The sequence below is a fragment of the Marinomonas algae genome (assembly GCF_047525555.1).
GTDB lineage: Bacteria > Pseudomonadota > Gammaproteobacteria > Pseudomonadales > Marinomonadaceae > Marinomonas.
In genome coordinates, this window is sequence record NZ_JBLIXK010000009.1 from 66,437 (window position 1) to 91,542 (window position 25,106).

A 25,106-nucleotide genomic window follows, 5' to 3' on the forward strand; every position below is an offset into this window, starting at 1 on the left:
TTATTTTCGACATATTTCGAAAATAAGGTAAGGCATATAATCGCCGAAACTTAGTGAAAATGGATTTTTCTCCTAATTTTTATTTAGGGATATTTAAGTAGATAAGCGGTAATTCCATTTAAATTAGGTAAAGGTAATCTATAAATTTTATGTTTTTCAAGAAATCATCACATCAAATAGTAACTCCAGAAAAACAAGTTTTAGCTCTCCAAAATAGCGCATTCATTGAAGCAATGCATAAGTTCTGTGCCACCATTAGTTTTTTACCTGATGGCACAATTCTGGAAGCAAACGCACATTTCCTCAAAACATCAGGCTATTCTCTAGGTGAAATCCAAGGTAAAAAGCATGTTATCTTTTGCCCTGAAGAAATCGCTCAAAGTACAGAATATAGAGATTTCTGGCCATCTCTCGCTGCAGGCCAAAGCCAACAAGGTACATTTTTACGTCAACGGAAGGACGGATCAGACCTATGGTTAGAAGCGACTTATTTTCCTATTGAAATAGACGGTAAAGTCGTAAAAGTTGTAAAGATAGCAGCCGATGTAACCAAAGCGAAAGAAATGTCTGACAAACAAGTTGCTGTTTTCAAAGCCATCGATCGCTCTTCTGCAACCATTGAATTTAACCCAGATGGAACCATCATCACGGCCAACAAAAACTTCCTAGATACAATGGGCTACCCTCTTAAAGAGATTGTTGGTCAGCATCACCGTAAATTCTGCACAAACGACTTCTACCAAGAAAACCCTGATTTCTGGAAAGACCTAGCACAAGGGCATTTTGTTACAGGTAAATTTGAGCGAATTGATAAACAAGGTCGAAAAGTATGGCTCGAAGCCAGCTACAACCCTATTTTTGATGACGAAGGCCAAGTTGTAAAAGTTCTCAAAGTGGCGTCTGACATTACTCAACGCATTAATGAACAACACGCGACACAAGAAGCCGCAGAAGTTGCTCATTCCACGTCAGTAGAAACTTCAAAAGCGTCTGCAGACGGTGCTGAAATACTCAATCGCACCGTTGAAACATCCGACAAAATTGTCCTTGAGATTGAAACCGCGACTCAGCTGATCGAGCAACTTAATGTTCAATCCGAAAATATTGCTAAAATCGTCACGACAATTGGCTCTATCGCAGACCAGACTAACTTACTTGCCCTAAACGCTGCCATTGAAGCCGCACGTGCTGGAGAACATGGTCGAGGCTTTGCCGTCGTTGCCGATGAAGTAAGAACGCTAGCGGCTCGCACAAGCACGTCCACCGTTGAGATTGAAGATATGGTTGCACAAAACAGCAGCCTTACTCGTCAAGCAAAAGCTAACATGGACAATGTAAGCCAGCGCTCAGTTGAAAATGCTCAGCTTATAAACCAAGCTGCATCAATCATAGGACACATTAGAGCGGGCGCCGAACACGTTTCAGCAACCGTTAGTAAACTCCTACATCGTTAAGTGTTGAATCCGTCTCTTCACGGATTACGTCGACTATAAATCGAAGATGAAATATCAGTCAGAGGGCCAACTCTCACTGATATTTCATCTAATCGATCTCCCCAAATAGTGAAAGTTTCAACTCACTCTCCCTCTCTAAAAATAGATAAAAAAACATTATGTAAATCGCTCAATTGGGTTTATAAACGTGCTTTAAATTCCACCTCTTTTTGGACCCTTATTGCATGCCTAATGATGACTTTATTGATCTGCTTAAACTGCTTGTTCGCCAACCTAGTGTCGTTGGTGCGGAGCATTCTTTTTTCCGAGTTTTGCAGCGCGAACTAGAAGAGCGTGGCGCAAAAGTCACTTGGTATGAAGGTCTATTGGTTGCCCAAGGTAGTGAACCTTTTAGCACTATGTTTTCGGCTCATATTGACCGTCATGGCTTAGTTTGCACTGGTCCAAATGAATTCCAATACGCTGCTTTTGTTTCTGCTAACCGCACAGATTTATTAAACAATTCCGTGTCAGAAGAATTAATGAGCAAAGTAACGGAGCGCTTCAACCATGAAGAGGTGTACGCTTACGAACCTTGGTCCGGCGTGTATCGCGGTAAAGGCGTCATCAAAAAGTCTTACGTGTGTGAATTTAGAAACAACTTAATCTTCGAAATAGACGGTTTAGAGAGTGTGGTTGCGGGCACGCCAATTGCTTTTAAAGACCAACTCAACATTGTGGAAAACCGCTTCGAAGGTCAACTCGACAACGTCATCTCGGCTGCGGCATTAGTTCATCTTTTTAGTCTTGGATTTAAAGGCACCGCGTTTTTCACAGCACAGGAAGAAGCAGGCAAAAGCTGGCGTTATTTACTGGAGTGGTTCCGTCGTTTCGGTGGATCAACTAACCGTTTATTTGTTGTTGATACCAGCCCGTTTCCAAATGTCGAAGCAGCAAATAAGCAGCATCTCGTATTGCGAGAGAAAGACGCGAACGCGACTTTCAATCAGGAAAGTACGAAGTTACTTGAAGAGCTTTGTACGCAAAACGACGTCTCTTATCTTTACAAGAATCGCTATGTTGAAAATGAGAACATCAAGCGTGCGGAACAAGGTTTACCACCAAGCTCTTTGGGCAGTACAGAGCTTGGTCGAATCATCGCGGCATCCAATGGTTTAGTAGATGGAACAACCATACAAATCCCCACTATTGGCTATCATACGATGCATGAATCAGCCGCAGTGGAATCTGTGGATGCGTTTTTGGATATGCTAAAAGTAGTATCCAATATTTGATTTTGCTTTATCCTAAATTATTTGTCTAAAGCGAAAGGAATGACAGGGCAATTAAGCACCACATCGGTTCTTGTGATGGTGACTAAGCCCTGATCTTCCGCAACAAAAATCGCTTCTTCTGACGTTAGCTCATAAGCTTGGCTTGGATCATTCCACTCCACCACATATCTTAGCCAAAGAGGAGAATAATGTGGATCCCGGCTTTCTGGACCCAGTGGCGCAGGCACAGAAGCAAATACGCCTCTGTCTTGTTCTCCATTAGGAAAGTCATAAACTCTCTCTAAAGCGGTTTTTACATGAGGCGGTTTCGGATAATGTGGCACAGCATCACGTAAACGAGGGGCGTAATTAGCATTTTTTAGCTTTGCAATTTCTCGGTCAGACACATCCGTCGTAATGTAAAAAACTTCCTCGCCGTTATACCATGCTCTCAGCAATGGAAAACTCACCGTTTCACCAGGAATCGACTTAGGGTGAAAAGATGGGCTACTGCAAGCCACCATCGACAAAGCGATCACACCCCACAATATAGATCGAAAAAACATACCGAATACTCCTAATAAAACAAAACCGCCAAAGCTAAGCCTGACTTTACACTAATTCATTCTCTTCTCGCCAGAATGAATAGGTTTTATATAAAGATAGAGTACTTTAAAACCGTAGAGTTCAATCTTCTCCCGCTTTCATTTTTGCGTATTTATAAACTGTGTTTCTGCTGACACCAGCCGTTTTTGCAGTTTGTGATACGTTTCCTTTGAACTCGTTTAACAGTCTAGGAATCAGTTTCTCTAATGGCTCTTCTTGCTCAACATTTAGATTCAAAGGCATGTTTTCCATTGTGTCTAAATCATCAAAAAAATCATCCGGTAAATGCCACTCTTCGAGTATTTCTTCATCCGCCATAGCCATACCGACTTTGAGTACATGAGCAAGTTGACGTATGTTACCTGGCCAAGGATGCTTAACCAGAAGGTCTATCATTTCTGTCGACAATTCTGGACCAGGCTCTTCTTTGCATAATCGATTATGCAAATATTGGATCAATTCGGCTTTATCTGTACGTTCACGCAAAGCGGGCAATTTAATGTTCAAACCCGAAATCCGATAGTACAAATCTTGTCGAAAACGGCCTTCTTTGATTTCTGTTTTAAGGGCTCTGTTAGTCGCTGAAATAAGTTTAATATCAACAGGATACACTTCGGTGGAACCTAAAGGAGTGACGACTCTTTCCTGTAAAACACGCAACAAGCGCGATTGCACTGCCATGGGCATTTCGCCAATCTCATCAAGAAATAATGTGCCTCGATGAGCTCGGCGAATCAGCCCGATGGAACCTTTATTTTGAGCTCCCGTAAAAGCCCCTTTTTCATAACCAAAAAGTTCAGACTCAACCAAATCAGACGGAATTGCGGCACAGTTCACTGCCACCAACATCTCTTTCGAGCGGGAACTGTGGTAGTGCAAACTGCGTACAAAAATTTCTTTTCCTGCACCGGTTTCACCATGAATCAAGATCGGAATGTCTTTCTCCATAATCTTATTAGCTTGGTTAACTAGACGCTCAACATTCTCATCGCCATGCTGTAATTCAGCTAACGGGATGACATTATCTGGAATGTTTGAAGGTATTTGATTGTCCACTTCAGTCATTTTCTCAACCGTTTGAGTATTTTCTATTTGATCATTCTTGATCTGATCATCCGCCACATGAGCGTTTAATTCTGCCGGTGACACATAGTCTGCACGTTGTCGGAAGTCTGGCACGCGCATAATTTGTTGCACTGGCGGAATCACTTTGACATAAAACTGATAACGCCCCATGGCGATCAATTTCATTGGCAAACTGAAGGGATGATGTTTGATTTCACGCATTTCAATGTCGAATATTTGGTTAATATTCAACAAGGCTAAGTCTCGTGCTAAAACCACTTCAGCTCGACGGTTTGCGGAAACGATAGTGCCGTTTTCGTCGAGCACCAAAATACCCGACCAATGACTGTCTAAACTGACCACATTAGTATTAAAACTAAGAATAAAATGCTCTTGTTGAAAGGCGGAAAAAATCAGGCGATTTTCTACGCTCAGCGACATCAGCTTCACCATTCCGAAGGTATGATCCTGCGGTAAATAAGCGTCCGAGGAAATATCTAACACACCTACTAAATCGTTTTTCGTATTGTAAATAGGCGATGCGGAACCCACCATAAAACGATTGGCTCTTAAAAAATGCTCGTCTCGGCCAACTTGAATAGCCTCCCCGGTAATCAAAGCAGTACCAATTGCATTGGTGCCTGCCCCCATTTCGCTCCATTGATTACCGCCAACCAAGCCATGCTCTGCAGCACTACCAAAACGAGGTTGTCCCCATGTATTTAATACATGACCTTGGCGGTCAGCCAAAACAATCATGCAGGCAGAATTGCTAAGAATGTTTTCATAGTAAGGAAGCACTTCGTTTTCCGTGGTTTCCAACAAACTACGATGTTGGTCTACCAAATCACTCAAGGTGCCTTTTGGTAAAGTAGCAAAATCAGGACGACTGCCGTGATCTAGTCCGAATTGCTCACAGCGGTACCACGAATCTTGAATTCGATCTTTATGACTCTGTTTTAGGCTCGGTTCTTGTGCCACAGCCGAGTTCTCTAATGCATTAACGTTTTGTTGATTTTGTTGTTTTTCATCTTCGTCTTGCATATCCAGCTCCAAAATCACTGGGACAAAGGAGCACAAATTCATGCACCTTTTTATTATCGACACCCATAAATGCAACAGCAAAAAAAGTAAAAACTGTGCACTAGGTGTTCATTGTTATGAGTGGACTGTAAACACTTTGAACACTCATGAACAGCTCTTTTTCGAAAATGAAAACACTCTAAATGTATGACAAATACAAAAAAACACCTTAAATTTCAATTAGATATCTTTTTCATGAAAATAAAAAAAGTTTTGGCATGACATTTGTAATGTAACTTTAGAGATGTCTGTGTTCACTTTTTAACGTCAACACTCGATTTAAAAAAGTATTACTCAGAGCACAAAAAGTACAAAAAATAATAACAAGAAGAAGGTATCGACAATGTCCTTAACGCTGCAGAATGTATCGCGCGTTGTTGAAGGAGAAACCTGGATCGATCAAGTCAATCTGACTCTCGAGCCTGGCTCTTTCAATGTTCTACTAGGCAGAACCCTGTCTGGTAAGACGACGCTGATGCGACTCATGGCGGGTCTTGATAGGCCCACCACTGGCAAAATCATCATGAATGGCGTGGACGTCACTGGTGTGACCGTTCGTGAACGCAATATTTCCATGGTGTATCAACAGTTCATCAATTACCCCAATCTTACGGTTTACGAAAATATCGCCTCCCCCCTTCGTCTTGCCAAAATGGATGAAGCAGAGGTTGATCGTCGAGTTCGTGAAACTGCCGAAATGTTGCGCATCGATTCTTTCCTTGATCGCCTTCCGTTACAGCTTTCTGGTGGTCAGCAACAACGTACCGCCATGGCACGAGCACTGGTAAAAGACTCGCAAATCATTCTTTTCGATGAGCCTTTGGTTAACCTCGATTACAAATTACGTGAAGAGTTACGCCAAGAGCTACGAGCGTTGTTTAAGGCACGTAACTGCATCGCCATTTACGCCACCACAGAGCCAAACGAAGCTCTAGCTCTTGGTGGTAACACAGCAGTGTTAAACGAAGGTCGCTTGTTACAAATGGGGCCAACAGCTGAGGTTTACCATCAACCAAAAGACATCATCACAGCAGAAATGTTTTCTGAGCCACCAATTAATATTGTGCCTGGTCGAGTCAGTGAAGAAGAAGTTACCTTCGATGACACAGTGCATTTCCGTTTAAACAGCGATCTACGTCGCCTAACACCAGGAGAGTATCAATTTGGTGTACGCGCTTCTCATATTGGATTAGTGCCACATTCTGATGACGATTTAGAATTGCCTGTTCGAGTTGATTTAGCAGAGATAAGTGGTTCAGAGACCTTCTTGCACGTACACAACCAACATTTCGATTTGGTGTTGCATTTGTCAGGTGTTCACGCCTACCAAGTGGATCAAGAAATTAAAGTCTACTTTCCGACGCACAAACTTTATGCCTTCGATCATCAAGGCAAAATGGTGCATTCCCCAGCACGAATGAGGGAGCAATAACCATGGCTGAAATTACATTAAACGCTTTGGCTCACACCTATACGGAAAAACCAACTCGACCAGAAGATTATGCCATTCGTGAAATGACTCATGTTTGGGAGCAAGGTGGCGCATTTGCATTACTCGGCCCTTCAGGTTGTGGTAAATCAACACTGTTAAACATCATTTCTGGCTTGTTAGAACCATCCAATGGTGAAGTCTTATTCGACGGAAAACGCGTCAACGAACTGAAACCAGAAGAGCGTAACATCGCTCAGGTTTTCCAATTTCCAGTGGTATACGACACCATGACGGTGTTCGAGAACCTTGCCTTCCCACTGCGGAACATTGGTGTTCCAAAACATAAGATCACTTCTAAAGTTCATGAAGTGGCCGAAATTCTAGAGCTATCTGATCAATTGCAACGTAAAGCCAAAGGTTTGTCTGCTGACCAAAAACAAAAAGTCTCCATGGGTCGCGGTTTGGTTCGTGACGATGTATCAGCGATTTTGTTTGATGAGCCACTTACCGTTATTGATCCGCAATTAAAGTGGAAACTGCGTCGTAAGCTCAAACAGATTCATGAACAGTTCAACATCACCATGGTGTATGTCACCCACGATCAGTTAGAAGCATCGACCTTCGCCGATAAAATCGCCGTGATGTATAACGGGCAAATCGTACAATTTGGTACACCAAGAGAGCTATTTGAAAATCCGGCCCACACTTTCGTTGGTTATTTTATTGGTAGCCCAGGGATGAACTTCTTCGAAGCCGAATTAAGAAACAATGAGAGCAGCGGAAAAGACGAAATTGTCTTTGGCGACCACATCATCCCCACTAGCGATGCAATGTTAGCGCATTTGAAAAATATGGAGACGTCCAAAGTAACCCTCGGTATTCGTCCTGAATTTGTCCATGTTTGGGAAGGCAAAAACGACGACGCCTTCGCGGTAGAAGTGGACTACGTAGAAGACCTTGGCACCTATAAAATTCTGTCCTTCTTATTTCATGGTCAAGTCATGAAAGCAAGACTAAGCGAAGATCAAAAGGTGCCTTCTGGACAAATCTACATCAGCTTCCCAGAGCAATGGACAAAGATTTATGTGGATGAGTATTTGGTAGATCTAACGCCTCAGAATAAGGAGACCGACCATGCAAACTAAAGTCGAAAACAACAAGGCATGGTTCCTTGTTATGCCCGTTTTCTTAATCGTTGCTTTCTCTGCCATCATTCCTTTAATGACGGTGGTGAACTATTCGGTACAGGATATTTTTGACCCTTACACTCGCTACTTTGTTGGCACGGAATGGTTCAAACAAGTCATGTTAGACAGCCGCTTGCATGAAGCCTTGCTGCGCCAGTTTATCTACTCCTTCACCATTCTAGCTATTGAAGTACCACTGGGTATTTGCGTTGCCTTAATGATGCCAACAAAAGGTCGAGGTGCATCTTTGGCTCTAATTCTTGTGGCGATTCCACTGCTCATTCCGTGGAATGTGGTAGGCACAATTTGGCAAATATTTGGCCGTGCGGACATAGGTTTGTTCGGAGCCTTTATGAGCTATATCGGCGTCGATTATAACTATGCCTCGAATCCTAGCGATGCTTGGTTAACCGTTGTCTTGATGGATGTTTGGCATTGGACTCCGTTGGTGGCGCTCTTATGTTATTCAGGCTTACGCGCCATTCCTGAAGTTTATTATCAAGCGGCTCGCATTGACCGCGCTTCTCGCTGGGCCGTGTTCCGTTATATCCAACTGCCTAAGTTAACGAACGTACTAATCATTGGGGTGCTATTGCGCTTTATGGATTCTTTCATGATCTACACCGAGCCTTTTGTACTAACAGGTGGCGGACCGGGAAGCTCAACGACCTTTTTGAGCCAGTCATTAGTACAGCAAGCCATTGGCCAATTTGACCTTGGCCCAGCAGCAGCGTTCTCACTGGTGTATTTCTTAATCATCTTGCTCGTGTGTTGGGTGTTTTATACCACCATCATGAACATGCAAAAAGACATGTAGGAGCGGAATCATGCACTCTTCAAAAGAACAAGCACCCGTTTTCAGTCGTGCCGAACGTAAAGCACGTAATGCAAATTTACGTGGCCGCTTTGGTCTCGTGCTTTATGTCGTTTTATTACTGTTACCAATCTATTGGTTGGTGAACATGTCATTCAAAACCAATACAGAAATTCTCAGTGGGTTATCTTTCTTCCCTGCAGATTTCACTTTGGAAAACTACGCTAAGATTTTCAGCGATTCAACTTGGTACATGGGTTACGTCAACTCGATCTTTTACGTTTCCATGAACATGGTGATTAGTCTATTAGTCGCCTTACCCGCAGCCTACGCATTTAGTCGTTATAAATTCATTGGCGATAAGCACATGTTTTTCTGGTTACTTTCAAATCGTATGGCGCCACCAGCAGTATTCCTATTGCCCTTCTTCCAACTCTATTCGTCTGTCGGCTTATTCGATACACACATTGCCGTGGCGCTGGCGCACTGTATTTTTACCGTACCTTTGGCGGTGTGGATATTAGAAGGCTTTATGAGTGGTGTGCCTCGTGAAATTGACGAAACCGCCTATATCGATGGTTACTCATTTCCAAAGTTCTTTGTACGAATCTTCATTCCTTTGATCCGTTCAGGAATCGGTGTGACTGCCTTTTTCTGTTTCATGTTCTCTTGGGTAGAGCTTTTGTTGGCTCGTACTTTAACGTCGGTCGAAGCCAAGCCTATCGCAGCCATCATGACCCGCACTGTTTCTGCATCAGGAATGGATTGGGGGCTGCTCGCTGCGGCGGGTGTACTCACTATTATTCCAGGAATGCTGGTCATTTATTTTGTTCGTAACCATGTGGCGAAGGGCTTTGCTCTTGGTCGAGTGTAAGGGGAATCATTATGGCTTGGATGTCTTGGACATTACCAACGGCTCTATTCTTTATCGGCATTGCTGTGCTCTTGGTCGGCATGACCACATGGCAAATTGTATCGCCTTGCGTTGAACGTCGTGGCTTTTTGCCACTGGCAACAACACGTGGTGACCGTCTCTTTATTGGCCTGCTTAGCAGCGCCTTTATCCACCTCGCATTCGTTGCTTTAACGGATGTGAACATCGCGGTGGCAACCGTTCTAAGCGCATTTTGGATGTTAATCCTAATGCGTTGGGGCTAGGGAAGTGTTCGCACTTTCCTTCATCAACGTTCCTAATCAATAGGTACGATGGACTGTCTGGCACGGAAGCCAAAAACTAAACTTTGTTGAGGTAAAACATGCGCTACAATAAGAAAAAAATTGCACTGGCCGCCTTACCCTTTGCTGTCATGTTACATTCTGCCAATATCTGGGCAGATGCGTATTCTGATGCAGCAGAAAAATGGGTAGATAACGAATTTTCTGTTTCGACGTTAACCAAACAGCAACAACTTAGTGAATTACAATGGTTCACTGACGCCGCGGAAAAATTCCGTGGTATGGAAATCAATGTGGCGTCAGAAACACTCACGACGCACAAATACGAGTCGCAAGTCTTAGCTAAAGCTTTCGAAGAAATCACTGGTATCAAGGTCAACCATGACTTGATCCAAGAAGGTGATGTTGTTGAGAAACTGCAAACTCAAATGCAATCTGGTCGTAACATTTACGACGCCTATATCAATGATTCCGACTTGATCGGTACGCATTTTCGTTACGGTAAAGTTGTCCCTATTTCTGACATGATGGAAGGCGACGGCAAAGCTTACACGTCTCCTACTTTGGATCTTAACGATTTCATCGGTTTAGACTTCACAACCGGGCCAGACGGTAAACTTTACCAATTACCGACTCAGCAATTCGCCAACCTATATTGGTTCCGTGCTGATTGGTTTGCTCGTGCTGACCTAAAAGCGAAATTCAAATCCATCTACGGCTATGACCTAGGCGTACCCGTTAACTGGTCTGCTTATGAAGACATCGCTGAGTTCTTCACAGATAAAGTGAAAAACATCGATGGCGAACGTGTTTACGGCCACATGGATTACGGTAAAAAAGACCCTTCTCTTGGCTGGCGTTTCACAGATGCTTGGTTCTCCATGGCGGGTGCGGGCGATAAAGGCATTCCAAACGGATTACCTGTTGATGAATGGGGGATTCGTGTTGAAGCCTGTCATCCTGTAGGTTCTAGTGTTTCTCGTGGTGGTGCAACGAACGGCCCAGCGGCTGTTTACGCAACCACAAAATACGTAGATTGGTTGCGCAAATACGCGCCACCAGAAGCGCAAGGCATGACCTTCTCTGAATCTGGTCCTGTGCCAGCGCAAGGTGGCGTAGCTCAACAAATTTTCTGGTACACCGCCTTTACTGCTGACATGACAACCAAAGGTCTTCCAGTTGTAAATGACGATGGCACACCGAAATGGCGTATGGCGCCATCTCCTGTTGGACCATACTGGGAAGAAGGCATGAAAAAAGGTTATCAAGACGTTGGCGCTTGGACCTTCATGAATTCCACACCGGATGATCGTCGTTTAGCCGCTTGGTTGTATGCTCAATTCACCACAGCAAAAACGGTTTCTTTGCAGAAAACATTGGTTGGCCTAACGCCAATTCGTGAATCGGATATCAATTCTCCTGAAATGGCGGCTGCGGCGCCAAATCTGGGTGGTTTGGTTGAATTCTACAAAGGGCCAGCTCGTAAAGAATGGTCACCAACCGGTACTAACGTTCCTGACTATCCAAAACTGGCTCAACTTTGGTGGCAATATATCTCGCAAGCAGCGAGCGGTGAAGCCACGCCACAAGAAGCGCTTAATGGCTTAGCAGAAGCACAAGACAAGGTAATGAATCGTCTTGAGCGTGCGAAAGTACAAGACATTTGTGGACCTAAACTAAACACACCTCGTGATGAAGCTTACTGGTTAGCTCAACCAGGTGCTCCAAAAGCGAAACTGTCTAATGAGAAACCGAAAGGCGTTACCATCGCCTATGACGAGTTACTTCGCTCTTGGGAGTAATGACTTCTTCGTAAACACCCTACGTGTTTGACCGGCTTAGGCCGGTCTTTTTTTATCTCTGCAAATACATTACAAAGCGCTGTGATTGAGCCTCGCTTGAATTAAGCCAGTTTTTGCTCATGTGGTCTTAACCCGCGCCAAGTGATGTGGGTTAAAACGATCAAAGACAGTGATTTTACTAGTTGAAGAAACCGCTTTACTTGCGAAACCTTTTTAGTTGCGAGAAAAATAAGTGGAAAACACTTAAGCTTGTCCGCTATGGGAAATGCTCTCGGAGCACTTAAAAAAACGCGTTTAAGCACTAAAACATGAGGCCAACATCATGGAAAGCACATCAGCCAATCAATTAGAAACCTTCCAAAAGACAGGTTTTCTTACACTTTCCAATATCATTGATGAAGAAAGGATCACAAAACTTCGCGAGCAGTTCTGGCGTGAGATAAATAACACTTTTGGTATTTCTCTTAGTGATCCAAGTACATGGTTTCATAATCCTAGCAATCCTGTTGGTGGCTCAGGTGCAAAGCGTTTAAATGGTATGGGGCCGATGATGCGAGACTTAAAAGCGTCGGGCAAATTCGACAAGATAGAAGCGATGATGCAGTCGGCAATCGATCCAATATTTGGTGACAACACGTGGCGTCCGTTAGACCTCTGGTATTCTCTATTGAGCTTTCCGGGCAGCGAAACCAAATGGAATGTACCAAATAAATCTTGGCACAGTGATGAACCGATCGTCGTTGGGGATCCGAATCCGTGGAGTCTATTCGTCTTTTTATTACTCGACGATGTCAGTGTCGATATGGGCGCAACGGCAGTGGTTTCAGGTTCTCATCGTCGCGCAGAACAACTCGCCGAAAGCATCGCCAGCTCAGATCAAGAAGCGGCAATAAAAGCCTTTGATTCGGTAAACAGCGGATTGATTAATGATCCAAAAAACACGCGTTTGCTGACGACCGATAATGTATTAGAACCGCTCACACAAGAAGACCCTTGGATGAAAGCGCTGGCGACAGAAGGCACGCCAGAACAGCGTATCCAACAATTCGTCAAAGAAGGCGGCACTTACAATGGTATCGAACAAAAAGTGGTTTCCCTTACGGGTTCCGCAGGCGATATCATCATACTCAATCCTCGTTGCTTACACAGCTTTTCAGCCAATGTGTCAAAGCTTCCAAGACAAATTATACGACTCGACTTTAGGCGTCATACCTAGCCTTTTATTCATCTTCGTCATACATGAGTTTGTCCATTTTTGCTTGGTCGAACTCTTTTATGGACTTTCTTGCCAACATTCTAAAAGGTAAGGCTTTCACCACTTCTTCAAACGGTTGAATCGCAAACGCCCAAAAGATAGACACATCGAAATACAAAATAATCAGCGCACACAAAGGAATGGAAATGACCCATTGGCCGATGAAATTGATTTTGAAAACCGAGGTGGTTTTTCCTAGTGCTCGCAGAATATGCCCGTGAACCGTGTTGTAACCTCGAACAATCGGCAAGAAAATATACAAGGGCGCAATCACGCTGAGCGCCACATAAGTTTCCGCTTCCAGGTCTGGATAAATGCTCGGTAGAAAGAAATGTAAGACCACAAACAAACCCGCGCAGATGATGGAAACAATCACCGCGACATCGATGCTTTTATTGATGTTATCCGCCAAGTTATCCAGTTTTTTTGAACCGATTGCCTGACTGATACTGATCGCCGAGGCGTGCGCCCAAGAAGCGACAAACTGACCGATTCCTCGCAACCAAGGCATGATAAGAATAATCGCCGCATAAGCATTGATGCTCAGCTGAGAATACAATAACTGATAAACACTGATGCCTATTTGCAAGATGGTGATATTGGCGGCAAAAGGGAAAATTTCGACACTGTGTAAACGGATGCTTTTTACTAGCGTTGATAGACCACTATTAAATTCAAGGTCCAATGTGCGATCTATTCTCAAGCAAACAATCAGATAAAGAAGTCGAATCACAATGGCGATCAAGCTGCCTAATGCGGCACCTTCGACTCCCATTCCGTGAAAGCCGCCAACACCATGAATCAAGAAATAAGACAAAACCGCGTTAATTGGCATCTCGATCAGATAACCCTTTAATGGCGTTTTACTTTTGTCTCGACTGTTGAACAAGGCAATCAGTACCTGAGCAATGGCAGTAGAAGGCACCAAATAAATCGCCAGTTCCAAATACCCTTTTGTTTGCTGCTGTAACAACAAGTCGTCTGACAATGACGAAACAATGGATTGCGCGCCGAAATACATCGCAATACAAAACACCAAGGCCACAGCAAAGTTAATGGACAATCCAGCCCAAAAACCTTTGGTTAACAGGTTGTTATTTCCCGAGCCAACAGCGCGACTTAAAATGAGTTGAGTACCATTTGCCAGCGCCATTTGCACGCCAAGCATGAAGGCCAATATTGCGGAAGCAATCCCCAACGCCGCCAAAGGAATCTCACCTAATGGAGAAATCAGCAGCGTATCTATCATCAACATGGATTGCATCAGCAAACCATTGAGCGCCAACGGCCAAGCCAGAGAAATGTTTTTTCTAAGATAAGACGGGGAAGACATCGTTGTCCTTACGATACATTACAACAAGAGAATATAAGCAAATTACTCAGTCTATTATTCCACAGAAATAGCGGTAAGACTGAATATTTTATTTTTCTCCAAACGAAAAAATCATGTAATTAATCTCGCGCCTTTTTACGTTTTTAACGTCTGTTTTCAGTGATCAATGTGTTGAAAATGCTTGTTAGGTAAACACTCTGTCATGATTGAGAAATATCAGGTAATACTAGAGTTTTAGGGCGTTTTGGTGACATTTTTTTAGCGCTAACAAACAGGCTATGCTGAGTAAAAGCACAACATAAATTGATTTTTTATCGGAGATGAAACATGTCTTTTACTTTAGCAAAACGCACTCTTATTAGCGGCCTTATAACGGCTTCTTCTTTATCAACAATCGCCTTGGCTCAACAGCAAAGTGGCTTCACAGTCACACCAAGCATTGGTTATTACAATATGGACAGTGACCGAGATACCAAGGATGACGAAGCCTACTCTCTTGGTTTAGGTTACCAATTTGATAACCCATGGGCTGTTGAATTTGTTTACCTAAATGCAGACTCTCAATTATCAAACAGCAGCACTGATATTGATGTTGACCAATATCGATTAGATGCTTTGTATCATTTGCCAACTAATCACTCGTTGAACTTAACACCTTATTTAGCGGCCGGTGTTGGCACAGCGGATTTCAGTAATCCAAGCACGAATAACGCCCAATTCAATGCGGGTGGCGGTTTAAAATACGCACTAAACGATAACCTAGCTTTACGAGCTGACTTTCGTTTATTAAACGATGTAGAAGATGATCATATCGATCACATGACATCTGTCGGTCTGCAAATGACTTTTGGCCACTCTGCTCCAAAAGCAACGCCTGTTGCAGCCGTAGAAGAAGAGCCAGTTGTTGAAGAAGTTATCGCTGAACCAGTAGAGGAAACGACGCCAGAGCCAGAAATCGCAGCTGAAGCCCCAGTTGAACCTGAGCCAGTCACCGAACCTGAACCAGTGGAAGAATTAACACCAGAAGAGCCAGTCTACCCAGAAGGTGAAGAACCAAGCATTTTAGAACAAGCCGCCGTTGTTGAAGCGCAGCCGCCTGTCACATTAAACGTGCAATTCGGTAACAATAAAACAACAGTTGAGCAGTCGTTTTACCCTGAAATCGAGAAACTAGCGACCTATTTGAACGAGAATCCAAACACAACCGTTGTGATCGAAGGTCATACGGATGACAGTGGTGCAGCAAGTTACAACCAAACCGTTTCGGAAAAGCGCGCCCAAGCTATTGCCGATGTCTTGATCAATATTTTCGAAATTTCAGAGAAGCGCGTCAGTGCAATTGGATACGGTGAAGAAAAGCCTTTATTCAGTAATGACACGGCACAGCACCGCCAAGCGAACCGTCGAGTAACGGCGGTTATCTCTTCAAATGAAGCATAATAGAAAACAGCTCTAACCTTCCATTTCAAATAAGCAGCCTACTTAGAAAGCATGTTTTAAGTAGGCTTTTGAGCTTCTTAAATTCCTCAACCACAGCAAATACACACTTTTCTTCCTTCCAAAAGCCCCCTAACGTAACCGATTTGTAAGTATTTCTAAATATGTTTGATTTTGTATCAAACACTACCTTTATCGTCCTGTTAAGCGATAATGCGGCAAATTCTAAGCATGATAGGAACCTTTTCTATCATTAGATTTACGCTTTCAATATTTATCAGGGAACTTTCGCATGTCTTTTTTATTTGATAAACGCATTCTTTTAACAAGCCTTATTGCTGCATCATCTGTTGCACAGGCACAACCGGAAGAAGGCTTCACTATTGCGCCAAGTATTGGTTACTACAACATGGACAATCACCGCGGTGTTGAAAACGATACGGCATTGTCTTTGGGTCTAGGTTACCAATTTGGCAATCCATGGGCGGTAGAATTTGTTTATGTAAACGCTGATAGCGAAGCATCGACTGGTGGTAGTAGCGTAGATGCTGACCAATTTCGTTTTGATGGTTTATACCACTTAACAGAACGCAATCAGTTCACGCCATATTTGGCTGCGGGTGTTGGTACAACAGACCTAAGCCCTGGTTCTAACAATGCATTAATCAATGCTGGCGGTGGCTTGAAGTACGCCCTAAACGATGCATTGTCACTACGTGGTGATTTCCGTTTGATCAGAGACGTTGAAGATCACGAACTAGATAACCTAACAACCATAGGTCTGCATTTTGTTTTTGGTGGCAACTCTACTGATGCCCTAAACGCAGAGGAGCAAGATGTTACTGAAGCCAAAATTGAAACCGTTGATACAGATAGCGACGGCGTAAAAGATGCAAATGATCTTTGTTTAGCAACACCTGCAAATGTTTCTGTTGATGCAACAGGCTGTGCATTGGATACAGACAAAGATGGCGTTGCTAACCACCTTGATATGTGTTCAAACTCTTCAACTGGTGTGAAAGTCGATGAAAAAGGTTGCCAAGTTGTATTAGAAAAGCCAAAGTCAGTGCATCTAAACGTACAATTTGAGAATGACTCTGTCGTTATCAATCCAGAATACTATGCTCAGATCGAAGAAGTGGCTAATTTCCTAACGGAATACCCAAACACTAATGCAACTATCGAAGGCCACACAGATGACCGTGGTTCTGCAAGCTACAACCAAGCGATTTCTGAAAAACGTGCACAAGCAATCGTTGATGTACTTGTGAACTCTTTCGGTATCTCAGCGGATCGTCTAAACGCTGTTGGCTACGGTGAAGAACAACCTTTGCTAAACAACGATACGGAAGCAAATCGCAGTATCAACCGTCGAGTAACGGCTGTTATCTCTTCTGACGAAGGTTAAGTAGTCACATGATAGAAAAGCGTCTGATGGCAACATCAGGCGCTTTTTTTTGTCTTAGCAGCCTAGAAAATATTTCAAGCACTCCTCAAAATAGCATCAAATAACAGCCTCCTTGCTTACTTTCATCACAATTATTTTCAGCCCCAAAGAAGTGCAAAACTATTGTAATAAGTGACGTATTTCTTCCTCGATTCTAGTCTGTATAAAGTTCTAAACGGCCTTCAATTTAGGCGTTTTAGTAAAGCAAATGTCATGATTCGACAGGAGTGGTTCACACCCTATTATTTGCGCATTTAACAGGGGCTTTTCAGCAAAATCTATTGGCGTAATCTGACTAGCGAACAACAAACATTATGTTCATTAGGAGAAATGATTATGTCTACTTCTTTCACAAAACGAACGCTTTTCAGCGGTGTTCTAATTGCATCATCCTTAACAACTATGGCCTACGCAGAACCATCCAAACCGGGTTTAACTGTGACGCCCAGTATTGGCTTATACCATGCCGGTAATAGAGAAGCTGGCGACGATACCTCTTACTCTATTGGTGTTGGCTACCAATTTAACAGTCCCTTAGCAGTAGAAGCGGTTTATCTTCATTCTAATGCAAGCCAACGGGGCGAAGACAACGACTTAGATTTTTATCGAGTGGACGGCGTGTATGCTCTACCCGAGTTTGATACGGTGAAATTAACACCCTACTTAGCCGCAGGGGTTGGGCTTAACGAAATTGATGGCAGCGCCCCAAGCGCCAACTTATCAGCAAACATAGGCGCAGGTGTGAAATACGCCCTTAATCGCGATGTGAGCTTACGTGCAGATTACCGACTTATAAAAGATCTCGAAGATCATTACTTGGATAACGTGGCTTCAATCGGCGTGCAATACTCTTTTGGCCAACCGAAAAGCCAAACCGATTATTAATAACGATGAGAAAAATAGCAATCACAAAAAAGCGCCCAATGTTTCCATTGAGCGCTTCTATCGAGCCTACAAAACAGACGTAATTTAGCTTAATGCTTTTCCAGCCAAGTGTTCACGCCTTGCCCCGCTAAGTAACCTGTCGCGAAACAAGCGGTTAACAAATAGCCTCCCGTTGGCGCTTCCCAATCCAGCATTTCTCCTGCGCAAAATACACTCGGCATAGAGTTCAACATCAGCTTGTCATTCACCGCACTTTCACAAACGCCACCAGCGCTGGAAATGACTTCTTCAATCGGTTTAGTTTTATAAAAGTAGACAGGCAATGACTTCAAACACTTCGCCAGTGTTTCTGGAGTTTGGTATTGGCTCTTGTCATAGGTTTCATACAAAAGCGCTGTCTTCACACCACTGATACCCAAAGTGCGTTTTAAATATTTGCTAAACGATTCTTTCGGTTTGGTGTTACGCAACTTTTTGATGATTTGCTCTTCGCTTTGCAAGGGCAGAAAATCCATCTCAATCACAGCGCGACCTGCAGCATTAATATCGTCACGAATGTATTTAGAAAAAGCATAAACCAAGCTGCCTTCCATGCCATCTTTGGTGACAATACATTCGCCTTTTTTCGATATTCGCTTGCCATCACTCAAAGCAAACGAGAAAGAAACATCTTTTAGAGGACTGCCAGCAAACTTAGTTTGTAAATGCTCACTCCACTCACTGTAGAAGCCACAATTCGCACTCTGCAATGGCGCAACCTTCACACCGTTTTCCTGTAAAACAGGCAGCCAAGCACCGTCAGAGCCTAATTTCGGCCAGCTAGCGCCACCCATTGCCAACACGATAGCATCAGCCTTCGCCACCACGTTTTCACCATTATGCTCAAACGTCGCTTGGTTGTTTTCAAGCCCAGTCATTTTATGGCGCATGTGAAACTCGATGCCAGATTCACGTAAACGTTTCAGCCAGTTGCGTAGCAAAGGTGCGGCTTTCATTTCTACAGGGAAAACTCGACCAGACGTCCCCACAAAGGTCTCGACGCCTAAGTCATGAATCCACCCGCGCAAGGCATCGGCATCAAACTGGCGAATCGCGGTATCAAGCCAATCGGCTTTATCGTAATAGCGTTGGATGAACTCAGGATAGGCTTCGGAGTGAGTAATGTTCATACCGCCCACGCCCGCCAGTAGAAACTTACGGCAAGCACTGGGTTTAGCGTCATAAACATGAACTTGATGACCTGCGGCACAAATGCCTTCTGCCGCCATTAAGCCTGCTGGACCGGCACCGACAATGATTACTGTTTTCTGCATTTGACCGTAACTCATTAATTAAAGTGGCTCTGGATAAAATAGGAACGCATGATAAAGAATATTATGCGTAACACCAATGACTTCTCGAAATCAGTCTTCGGCTTTTGGGCTACTTTGCACACCTGCGGTTAACGCAAGGCGCATGGCTTCTTCGACGCCAATATCTAGTACAGTTAAACGATCACGGGAAATATAAAAAGTCATGCCGCCAATCTGATAACTCAATGGCACATAAACGCCCACTAAGTCTTGATCTCCAAACAGTTTCTGCCCTGTTTGCTCGCCCGTCACAAATCCAATGACTTGCGCGCCGTTCCACTCAATGGAAACCACGCTTTTCATTTCCTTCTTTTCAGACAAATTAAAGACCATCATCATGTCTTTAAAAGCGCCGTAAATGGATTTCACTAAAGGAATTCGTTCAAAGATATTCTGGCTTATTTTTACCAGATAACGAACGCCATAAAGGTTCACCAAAAAGCCAACCAAAACCAAAATCCCTAAGCTAGCAATTAACCCTAAACCAGGAAAATAAATGCTGTCTGGAATCAACCAAAGGACAAGAGGTTGAGCAAGGCTTTCCCCTGTCGCTAATAACCAATAAATTAAATATACCGTTAACCCAATTGGCAGCACCGCTACCAAACCTTTTAACAATAAAGACACTAATTTGTTCATCGTGCTCTTCTTCCTATTTCGTTATTTACAGCATAGCGCAAGCACTGTTTCAGACCAACGACTCTAATCACCCGTAAAAGGTAAAGATTGCTCAAATTTGTCGAGCCTTATACTCTTCCCAGTATAAAAATACACTTTTACTGTTTAGATTGTTTTATTGGAGCCCCATTGTGAACTACAAACGCTTAGAAACCTTCATGTGGGTAGCAACGATAGGCAACTTTCGTAAAGCCGCGGAAAAGCTTCACACCACCCAGCCCGCAATTTCTGCGAGAATTTCAGGGCTAGAAGAAGAGCTAGGGGTGAAATTATTCGAGCGTATTGGTGGTTCAAGTCCGATTATGCTGACACCAAAAGGCAAAGAGTTATTGCCCTACGTGGAAAAAATTCTGTATCAAACCGAGCAATTACGAAAACGTGCGGAAGTCTCAACAGCCTATTCTGGCGTGCTCAGACTTGGGGTGGCTGAAACCATAGTTAACACATGGTTGCCGCAGTTTTTGTCTCGATTACACAAAGACATGCCAGAGCTAGCGGTCGACATGGTTGTGGATGTCACGGAAAGATTAGCGGTTGGAATCAAAGACAGAAGTTTGGATTTAGCTTTGCTCATGGGGCCAATTACAGAGCCCAATATTGTCAATCGAGAACTCTCGACATTTGATCTGTCTTGGGTTGCCAGCCCTGACTTGGATTTACCTGATCGTCTTTTATATTTGGAAGAGCTGGTGAATTGGCCCATTATTACGTACGCCCGCGGCACCAAGCCTTATATGGAAATCATGCAAAGATTCCGAGATCTTGAAGTGCCGCCTGTACACTTTTTTTCTTCAACATCTTTGGCCGCGTGCCGAAGCTTGACCATTGATGGTGTTGGGATTTCTACCTTGCCAAATGTGATGATCAAGAAAGAGCTAGAAGAAGGGAAGTTGAAAAAAATCAGAGCCGTATGGACGCCAAGTGACTTGCCTTTCACCGCGTCATATTCCGATGAACCTTTTAATCCAATTGCCGACATGGTCATTGAAATGGCCGTGCTTGCTGCCAAAGAATATGATGCAAGAAGATTATCAGGCGAAGGGGAAAACTAAACCTTTAGTTTCCCCCTTGCTTTGAAAGACCTATTTGGCCTTCTGAGTGGTGGTTTGAATTACTTTGGCTAAATCCAAAACCTGCTGATCCATACCGTTATTTGCTGTCAACATGAGTCCCATTGGCTCGTTTTGATAGCGAAACGGTAAAGAGACACTGCAACCATTCAGCACATTCGCTAAAGACGTATTGCGCAAGCACAGCAAGTTCAAGCGGTCATATTCAGCATTTTCTTCAAGATCTTTCAGTTTAGGTGCCAGCACCGCTACCGTTGGCAATAAGAAAACCGTGTTGGCTTCTTGATTTGCCACGCCTTGAATAAAGGCTTCTCTCGCTGCTTTTGTCTGTGCGAAATCCACCGCCGTCATAGTTTGAGCACGAGCCACACGAGAAGCGACTCGTGGGTCCATATTGACCTCACTCAAGTCATAATGCTCGCCATAATAAGCATCGCACTCAAAAGCAGAGAATTGCCAAACCGGTATGCTTTTGTAAGCTTCTAGCGCGTCAACAAAGCGTCGCTCAATCTTCACACCATCTGCTTCAAGACGAGACAAAATGTCAGCAAAACCTTGCTCAATCAAGGAGTCTAGTTCATTCATGCCGAAGTTTGTTGGCACAACTAGCGTCAGCTGAGAAAGGTCTGTTTGGCTTTCCTGCGCCAAAGCATCCGTATCTGACACACCTGACAAGACTTTCCAAAATAGCTCACATTCCTCAACAGTATTGGCAATCGGGCCCACCGAATCTAACGAGCTAGACAAAGGCAAACAACCTTCTCTAGATACGGTTTGTTCAGAAGGTTTGAACCCAGTTACACCACAAAATGCCGCAGGAATACGCAACGAGCCACCTGTGTCTGTCCCCAGCGCAGCATCTGCAATGCCCAAGGCAACCGATACTGCACCACCACTGGTAGAACCGCCCGGAATACGGCCAGAAATAATCGGGTTATCTGGCGTACCGTAATGCGGGTTCAAGCCCAATCCAGAGTAAGCAAGCTCCGTCATGTTGGTGTGACCGATCAAGCTGGCGCCTGCATCACGAAGCAAAGACACCGCAGCGGCGTCTTTTTTCGCCAGCTTATTATCAATAAATACAGAGCCAGCTTGCGTCTTATAACCTGTCACATCGAACAAGTCTTTGATCGAAACAATGGCACCATTCAAAGGGCCTTTTGCTGGCTCACGATAACCAAATAGCTCAGTAAAAACACTTTTACCTTTGAGTTGTGCCGTGTCTAAGGCAGCCGCCCACTGTGTTTTTAAGTCCCTATTCAGCCAAGGAAAATCCGTCTGGTTTGGTTGTGTCATAGATTAGCTCACTATTGGCAGTTCTTTAGATAGGTATTCACATGAAATAGTGCGATTCAAAATTGGATCATGGATGCTCATTTTGAACTTCTCTGTACGGCGAACGCCGCCAATAGCAGGGCAAGTACCACATAACATTGCGCTGCCGTCTAGCAAGTTCCCTTTTTCAATTAACTCAGTTAAAGGACGAATATTTGCCAACGAGCCTTTTTGATATTGAACCCAACCTTCGCCTTCATCTACCCAAGACTCAATCGTTAAATCGTCTAGATGATCCGCTACTTCAGAGAAATCCCATAATTCAGTCGAAACAGGTTTTGCAGAAACTTGCTTAGAATGCGCAACAGAATAAGCTTCTAGCTTACGGTCCGTGTGATCAGAACCAATACCAAGATACAACTTGCCGTCTGCCTTGATGATCAAAGGCTCAACTTCTCCAGACGTATCCGCACTCAATACTTCAACTTGAGAAGCCTGCGTAACAAGCAAGTTAGAAGCGCGGTAAAACAAAGGCACAGTAGAAGGTGGCTCAACACCAATTTCGGCTAATTCATCAATGTGCTCTTGCACAGACGCCATATCACGCGCTGTCCAACCTGCGATAATAAGGTGTTGAATATCAAATGTTTTGGCAGCTCCATTTACTGTAAAAATCATAAAAATCCTTAAAAATTAGTAGGTAGATAAAGAGAAATACTTGGATAAGCGATCAGCAAAATAATCATCAAGATCATCACGCCGACATACGGCAAGCTGCCCACGACGACATCAGAGATTTTGCCGTTTTTACGAGCTGAGTTAACAACATACAAATTCAGCCCGACGGGCGGGGTAATAAGCGCCATCTCGACCAAAATAATCATCAAAATACCAAACCATATTTTGTCGTAACCAAGCTGAACTATGATCGGCACAACAATCGGAATCGTCGCGACCATCAAAGACAAAGTCTCGATGAAAAAGCCCAGAACAATGTACATAGCCACTATGATCAACAAGGTCGCTAACGCGCTAAGACCCAAACCTTCCAATAACATTTGCAAGGTTCGACCAACACCTGCTGCGGTTAAAGCAAAGTTCAAAACATAAGCGCCCAACACAACCATCATAATCATGGCGGTAATACGAACCGTGCCAGCCAAGCTGTCCATCAGCATTTTCTTCGAGCAGGCTTTGTACGCCACTGCCAGAACAAAGGAGATCAGAACACCAATCGCAGCGGCTTCTGTTGGCGTTGCCCAGCCGACATAAATGGAACCGACAATGCTGAACAATAAAAGTAAAACGGGTAATAAAGACTTGAGCGCGACGATTTTCTCTTTCCAAGTGCTGTGCTGCTTCGGGCCACCTAAACGAGGCCACAATGAACAAATAATCACAGTCACTATCATGAACATCAGTGCCATGCTGATACCAGGCACAATCCCGGCGAGAAACAGCTTAGGAATAGAGCTTTCCGTTAGAAATCCATAAACAATCAAATTGATCGAAGGCGGAATAAGAATCCCCAACGTACCACCCGCGGCAATAGAACCTGTAAACAAACGCTGATCATAACCCAGCTTTTCCGCTTGCGGCGTTGCCACAGTCGCCACAGTCGCGGCTGTTGCAACAGAAGAGCCAGACGTCGCAGAAAACATAGTTGCCGTCGCGATATTCGCGTGAATCAAGCCACCAGGTAACCAAGAAACCCAAGCATTAAGCGCGCTATAGGTTTTTTGCGCGACGCCACTACGAAGAAGAATTTCACCAATTAAAACAAACAGAGGAATCGCAATCAGAGTGGAATGGTTCGAAGAAGACCACAGAACCTGACCAAGTCCTCTCATCAAAGGGAAAGGGCTAAAAAACGCATCAATCCCAAACGCCAATAAAAACAATACGATGCCAACTGGAATGGACAGAGCCAACAACCCCAAAAGGCCAAAAAATGTAAAAGGAAGCATTACTCTGTCTCCGTCCCAATCATGTCGTTAACCTGACTGTGTTTTTGCTTAATGACCAAAACCAAAGCGCATACCAACAAAACACAGGACGTAACGGCGAACCAAATCCAGCCGGCCATCCAAATAGATTGAGGAATTATCAAAGGAGTTTCTAACGAGGTATTCGCAAGGGAATTTCGTTTCAATGTTTTTTCTACTACGGGAATCACATGATAAGCCGCAAAAACTGCCACATAAGAGGTCGCTGCCAAAGCAACAAGATCAAAAATAGAACGGGCGGCTTCTTTGCCTTTATTGCGTATTACATCAATCCGTACATGGGCTTTTTCGGTTAATGCGTAGCAAACGCCCCAGCTGGAAACCGACGCCATCACATAACCCGATATTTCTTCTGAACCACCAAAGCTAATACCGAATTCGCGTAATAAAATATCAATTAGAATGAGGAGAACGCAGGCCAGTAACACTAGGCCTGCGGCAATCGCCACTCCATTATTGATGCGTTTTAACCAATCAATAATGCGTAACATTGTGC

General features: G+C 43.8%; 22 protein-coding genes. 13 read left to right on the top strand and 9 right to left on the bottom strand.

Features of this window, described 5'->3' with window-relative positions; genetic code table 11:
* Window positions 1-149 precede the first annotated feature (149 nt).
* Both ACMUMQ_RS12300 and ACMUMQ_RS12305 read left to right on the top strand, forming a co-directional pair.
* Complete coding sequence (locus ACMUMQ_RS12300; RefSeq protein WP_414682283.1) at window positions 150-1,454, top strand: methyl-accepting chemotaxis protein; 1,305 nt, start codon at window positions 150-152, stop codon at window positions 1,452-1,454.
* Window positions 1,455-1,678: 224 nt separating this feature from the next.
* Complete coding sequence (locus tag ACMUMQ_RS12305; protein WP_414682284.1) at window positions 1,679-2,728, top strand: peptidase M42; 1,050 nt, start codon at window positions 1,679-1,681, stop codon at window positions 2,726-2,728.
* A 17-nt stretch (window positions 2,729-2,745) separates the two neighbouring features.
* On the opposite strand, the gene ACMUMQ_RS12310 is transcribed toward ACMUMQ_RS12305, so the two are convergent.
* Both ACMUMQ_RS12310 and ACMUMQ_RS12315 read right to left on the bottom strand, forming a co-directional pair.
* A complete protein-coding gene (locus ACMUMQ_RS12310) occupies window positions 2,746-3,273 on the bottom strand; it encodes a DUF7482 domain-containing protein (protein ID WP_414682285.1) in 528 nt (175 codons plus the stop codon).
* Window positions 3,274-3,394: 121 nt separating this feature from the next.
* Window positions 3,395-5,422 (bottom strand): sigma-54-dependent Fis family transcriptional regulator, encoded by a 2,028-nt coding sequence (locus tag ACMUMQ_RS12315; protein ID WP_414682286.1) that lies wholly within the window; start codon window positions 5,420-5,422, stop codon window positions 3,395-3,397.
* 382 nt (window positions 5,423-5,804) lie between these two features.
* Between ACMUMQ_RS12315 and ACMUMQ_RS12320 the strand changes: the two genes are divergently transcribed.
* The 7 genes from ACMUMQ_RS12320 to ACMUMQ_RS12350 all read left to right on the top strand — a co-directional run bounded on the left by ACMUMQ_RS12320 (window position 5,805) and on the right by ACMUMQ_RS12350 (window position 13,088).
* Window positions 5,805-6,893 carry an ABC transporter ATP-binding protein gene (locus ACMUMQ_RS12320; RefSeq protein ID WP_414682287.1) on the top strand — a complete coding sequence of 363 codons (1,089 nt, stop codon included), beginning with the start codon at window positions 5,805-5,807 and terminating at the stop codon, window positions 6,891-6,893.
* Between the two features lie 2 nt (window positions 6,894-6,895).
* Window positions 6,896-8,038, top strand: coding sequence for an ABC transporter ATP-binding protein (locus ACMUMQ_RS12325; protein WP_414682288.1), 1,143 nt, complete (start codon window positions 6,896-6,898; stop codon window positions 8,036-8,038).
* Entirely contained in the window at window positions 8,028-8,897 is an 870-nt protein-coding gene (locus tag ACMUMQ_RS12330; protein WP_414682289.1) for a carbohydrate ABC transporter permease, read from the top strand. The genes ACMUMQ_RS12325 and ACMUMQ_RS12330 overlap by 11 nt, the downstream gene beginning before the upstream one ends.
* 10 nt (window positions 8,898-8,907) lie before the next feature.
* Window positions 8,908-9,768, top strand: coding sequence for a carbohydrate ABC transporter permease (locus tag ACMUMQ_RS12335; protein WP_317005748.1), 861 nt, complete (start codon window positions 8,908-8,910; stop codon window positions 9,766-9,768).
* 11 nt (window positions 9,769-9,779) lie between these two features.
* Window positions 9,780-10,052 (top strand): DUF2160 domain-containing protein, encoded by a 273-nt coding sequence (locus ACMUMQ_RS12340; protein ID WP_317005747.1) that lies wholly within the window; start codon window positions 9,780-9,782, stop codon window positions 10,050-10,052.
* A 98-nt stretch (window positions 10,053-10,150) separates the two neighbouring features.
* A complete protein-coding gene (locus tag ACMUMQ_RS12345) occupies window positions 10,151-11,872 on the top strand; it encodes an ABC transporter substrate-binding protein (RefSeq protein WP_414682290.1) in 1,722 nt (573 codons plus the stop codon).
* Window positions 11,873-12,194: 322 nt separating this feature from the next.
* Window positions 12,195-13,088, top strand: coding sequence for a phytanoyl-CoA dioxygenase family protein (locus ACMUMQ_RS12350; RefSeq protein WP_414682291.1), 894 nt, complete (start codon window positions 12,195-12,197; stop codon window positions 13,086-13,088).
* A 4-nt stretch (window positions 13,089-13,092) separates the two neighbouring features.
* Here the strand turns inward: ACMUMQ_RS12350 and ACMUMQ_RS12355 are convergent, their stop codons facing one another.
* Window positions 13,093-14,460: an MATE family efflux transporter gene (locus ACMUMQ_RS12355; RefSeq protein WP_414682292.1), complete on the bottom strand. Its 1,368-nt coding sequence runs from the start codon at window positions 14,458-14,460 to the stop codon at window positions 13,093-13,095.
* Between the two features lie 327 nt (window positions 14,461-14,787).
* Between ACMUMQ_RS12355 and ACMUMQ_RS12360 the strand changes: the two genes are divergently transcribed.
* From ACMUMQ_RS12360 to ACMUMQ_RS12370, 3 genes are all read left to right on the top strand, one after another.
* Window positions 14,788-15,900, top strand: coding sequence for an outer membrane beta-barrel protein (locus ACMUMQ_RS12360; protein WP_414682293.1), 1,113 nt, complete (start codon window positions 14,788-14,790; stop codon window positions 15,898-15,900).
* A 289-nt stretch (window positions 15,901-16,189) separates the two neighbouring features.
* Window positions 16,190-17,305 carry an OmpA family protein gene (locus tag ACMUMQ_RS12365; RefSeq protein WP_414682294.1) on the top strand — a complete coding sequence of 372 codons (1,116 nt, stop codon included), beginning with the start codon at window positions 16,190-16,192 and terminating at the stop codon, window positions 17,303-17,305.
* A 375-nt stretch (window positions 17,306-17,680) separates the two neighbouring features.
* Window positions 17,681-18,229, top strand: coding sequence for a porin family protein (locus ACMUMQ_RS12370; RefSeq protein WP_414682295.1), 549 nt, complete (start codon window positions 17,681-17,683; stop codon window positions 18,227-18,229).
* Between the two features lie 89 nt (window positions 18,230-18,318).
* Here the strand turns inward: ACMUMQ_RS12370 and ACMUMQ_RS12375 are convergent, their stop codons facing one another.
* Window positions 18,319-19,542 (bottom strand): TIGR03862 family flavoprotein, encoded by a 1,224-nt coding sequence (locus tag ACMUMQ_RS12375; RefSeq protein ID WP_414682296.1) that lies wholly within the window; start codon window positions 19,540-19,542, stop codon window positions 18,319-18,321.
* Window positions 19,543-19,632: 90 nt separating this feature from the next.
* A complete protein-coding gene (locus ACMUMQ_RS12380) occupies window positions 19,633-20,220 on the bottom strand; it encodes a DUF502 domain-containing protein (protein WP_414682297.1) in 588 nt (195 codons plus the stop codon).
* A 170-nt stretch (window positions 20,221-20,390) separates the two neighbouring features.
* Between ACMUMQ_RS12380 and ACMUMQ_RS12385 the strand changes: the two genes are divergently transcribed.
* Window positions 20,391-21,311, top strand: coding sequence for a LysR family transcriptional regulator (locus ACMUMQ_RS12385; RefSeq protein WP_414682298.1), 921 nt, complete (start codon window positions 20,391-20,393; stop codon window positions 21,309-21,311).
* Window positions 21,312-21,341: 30 nt separating this feature from the next.
* Here the strand turns inward: ACMUMQ_RS12385 and ACMUMQ_RS12390 are convergent, their stop codons facing one another.
* From ACMUMQ_RS12390 to ACMUMQ_RS12405, 4 genes are read right to left on the bottom strand one after another with little or no spacing between them, the layout of a single operon-like run.
* Window positions 21,342-22,625: an amidase family protein gene (locus ACMUMQ_RS12390; RefSeq protein ID WP_414682300.1), complete on the bottom strand. Its 1,284-nt coding sequence runs from the start codon at window positions 22,623-22,625 to the stop codon at window positions 21,342-21,344.
* A 3-nt stretch (window positions 22,626-22,628) separates the two neighbouring features.
* Window positions 22,629-23,282, bottom strand: coding sequence for a DUF2848 domain-containing protein (locus tag ACMUMQ_RS12395; RefSeq protein WP_414682301.1), 654 nt, complete (start codon window positions 23,280-23,282; stop codon window positions 22,629-22,631).
* An 8-nt stretch (window positions 23,283-23,290) separates the two neighbouring features.
* Window positions 23,291-24,571, bottom strand: a complete 1,281-nt coding sequence (locus ACMUMQ_RS12400) for a TRAP transporter large permease (protein ID WP_414682302.1) — start codon at window positions 24,569-24,571, stop codon at window positions 23,291-23,293.
* Complete coding sequence (locus ACMUMQ_RS12405) at window positions 24,571-25,101, bottom strand: TRAP transporter small permease subunit (protein WP_414682303.1); 531 nt, start codon at window positions 25,099-25,101, stop codon at window positions 24,571-24,573. The genes ACMUMQ_RS12400 and ACMUMQ_RS12405 overlap by 1 nt, the downstream gene beginning before the upstream one ends.
* Window positions 25,102-25,106: the final 5 nt, after the last annotated feature.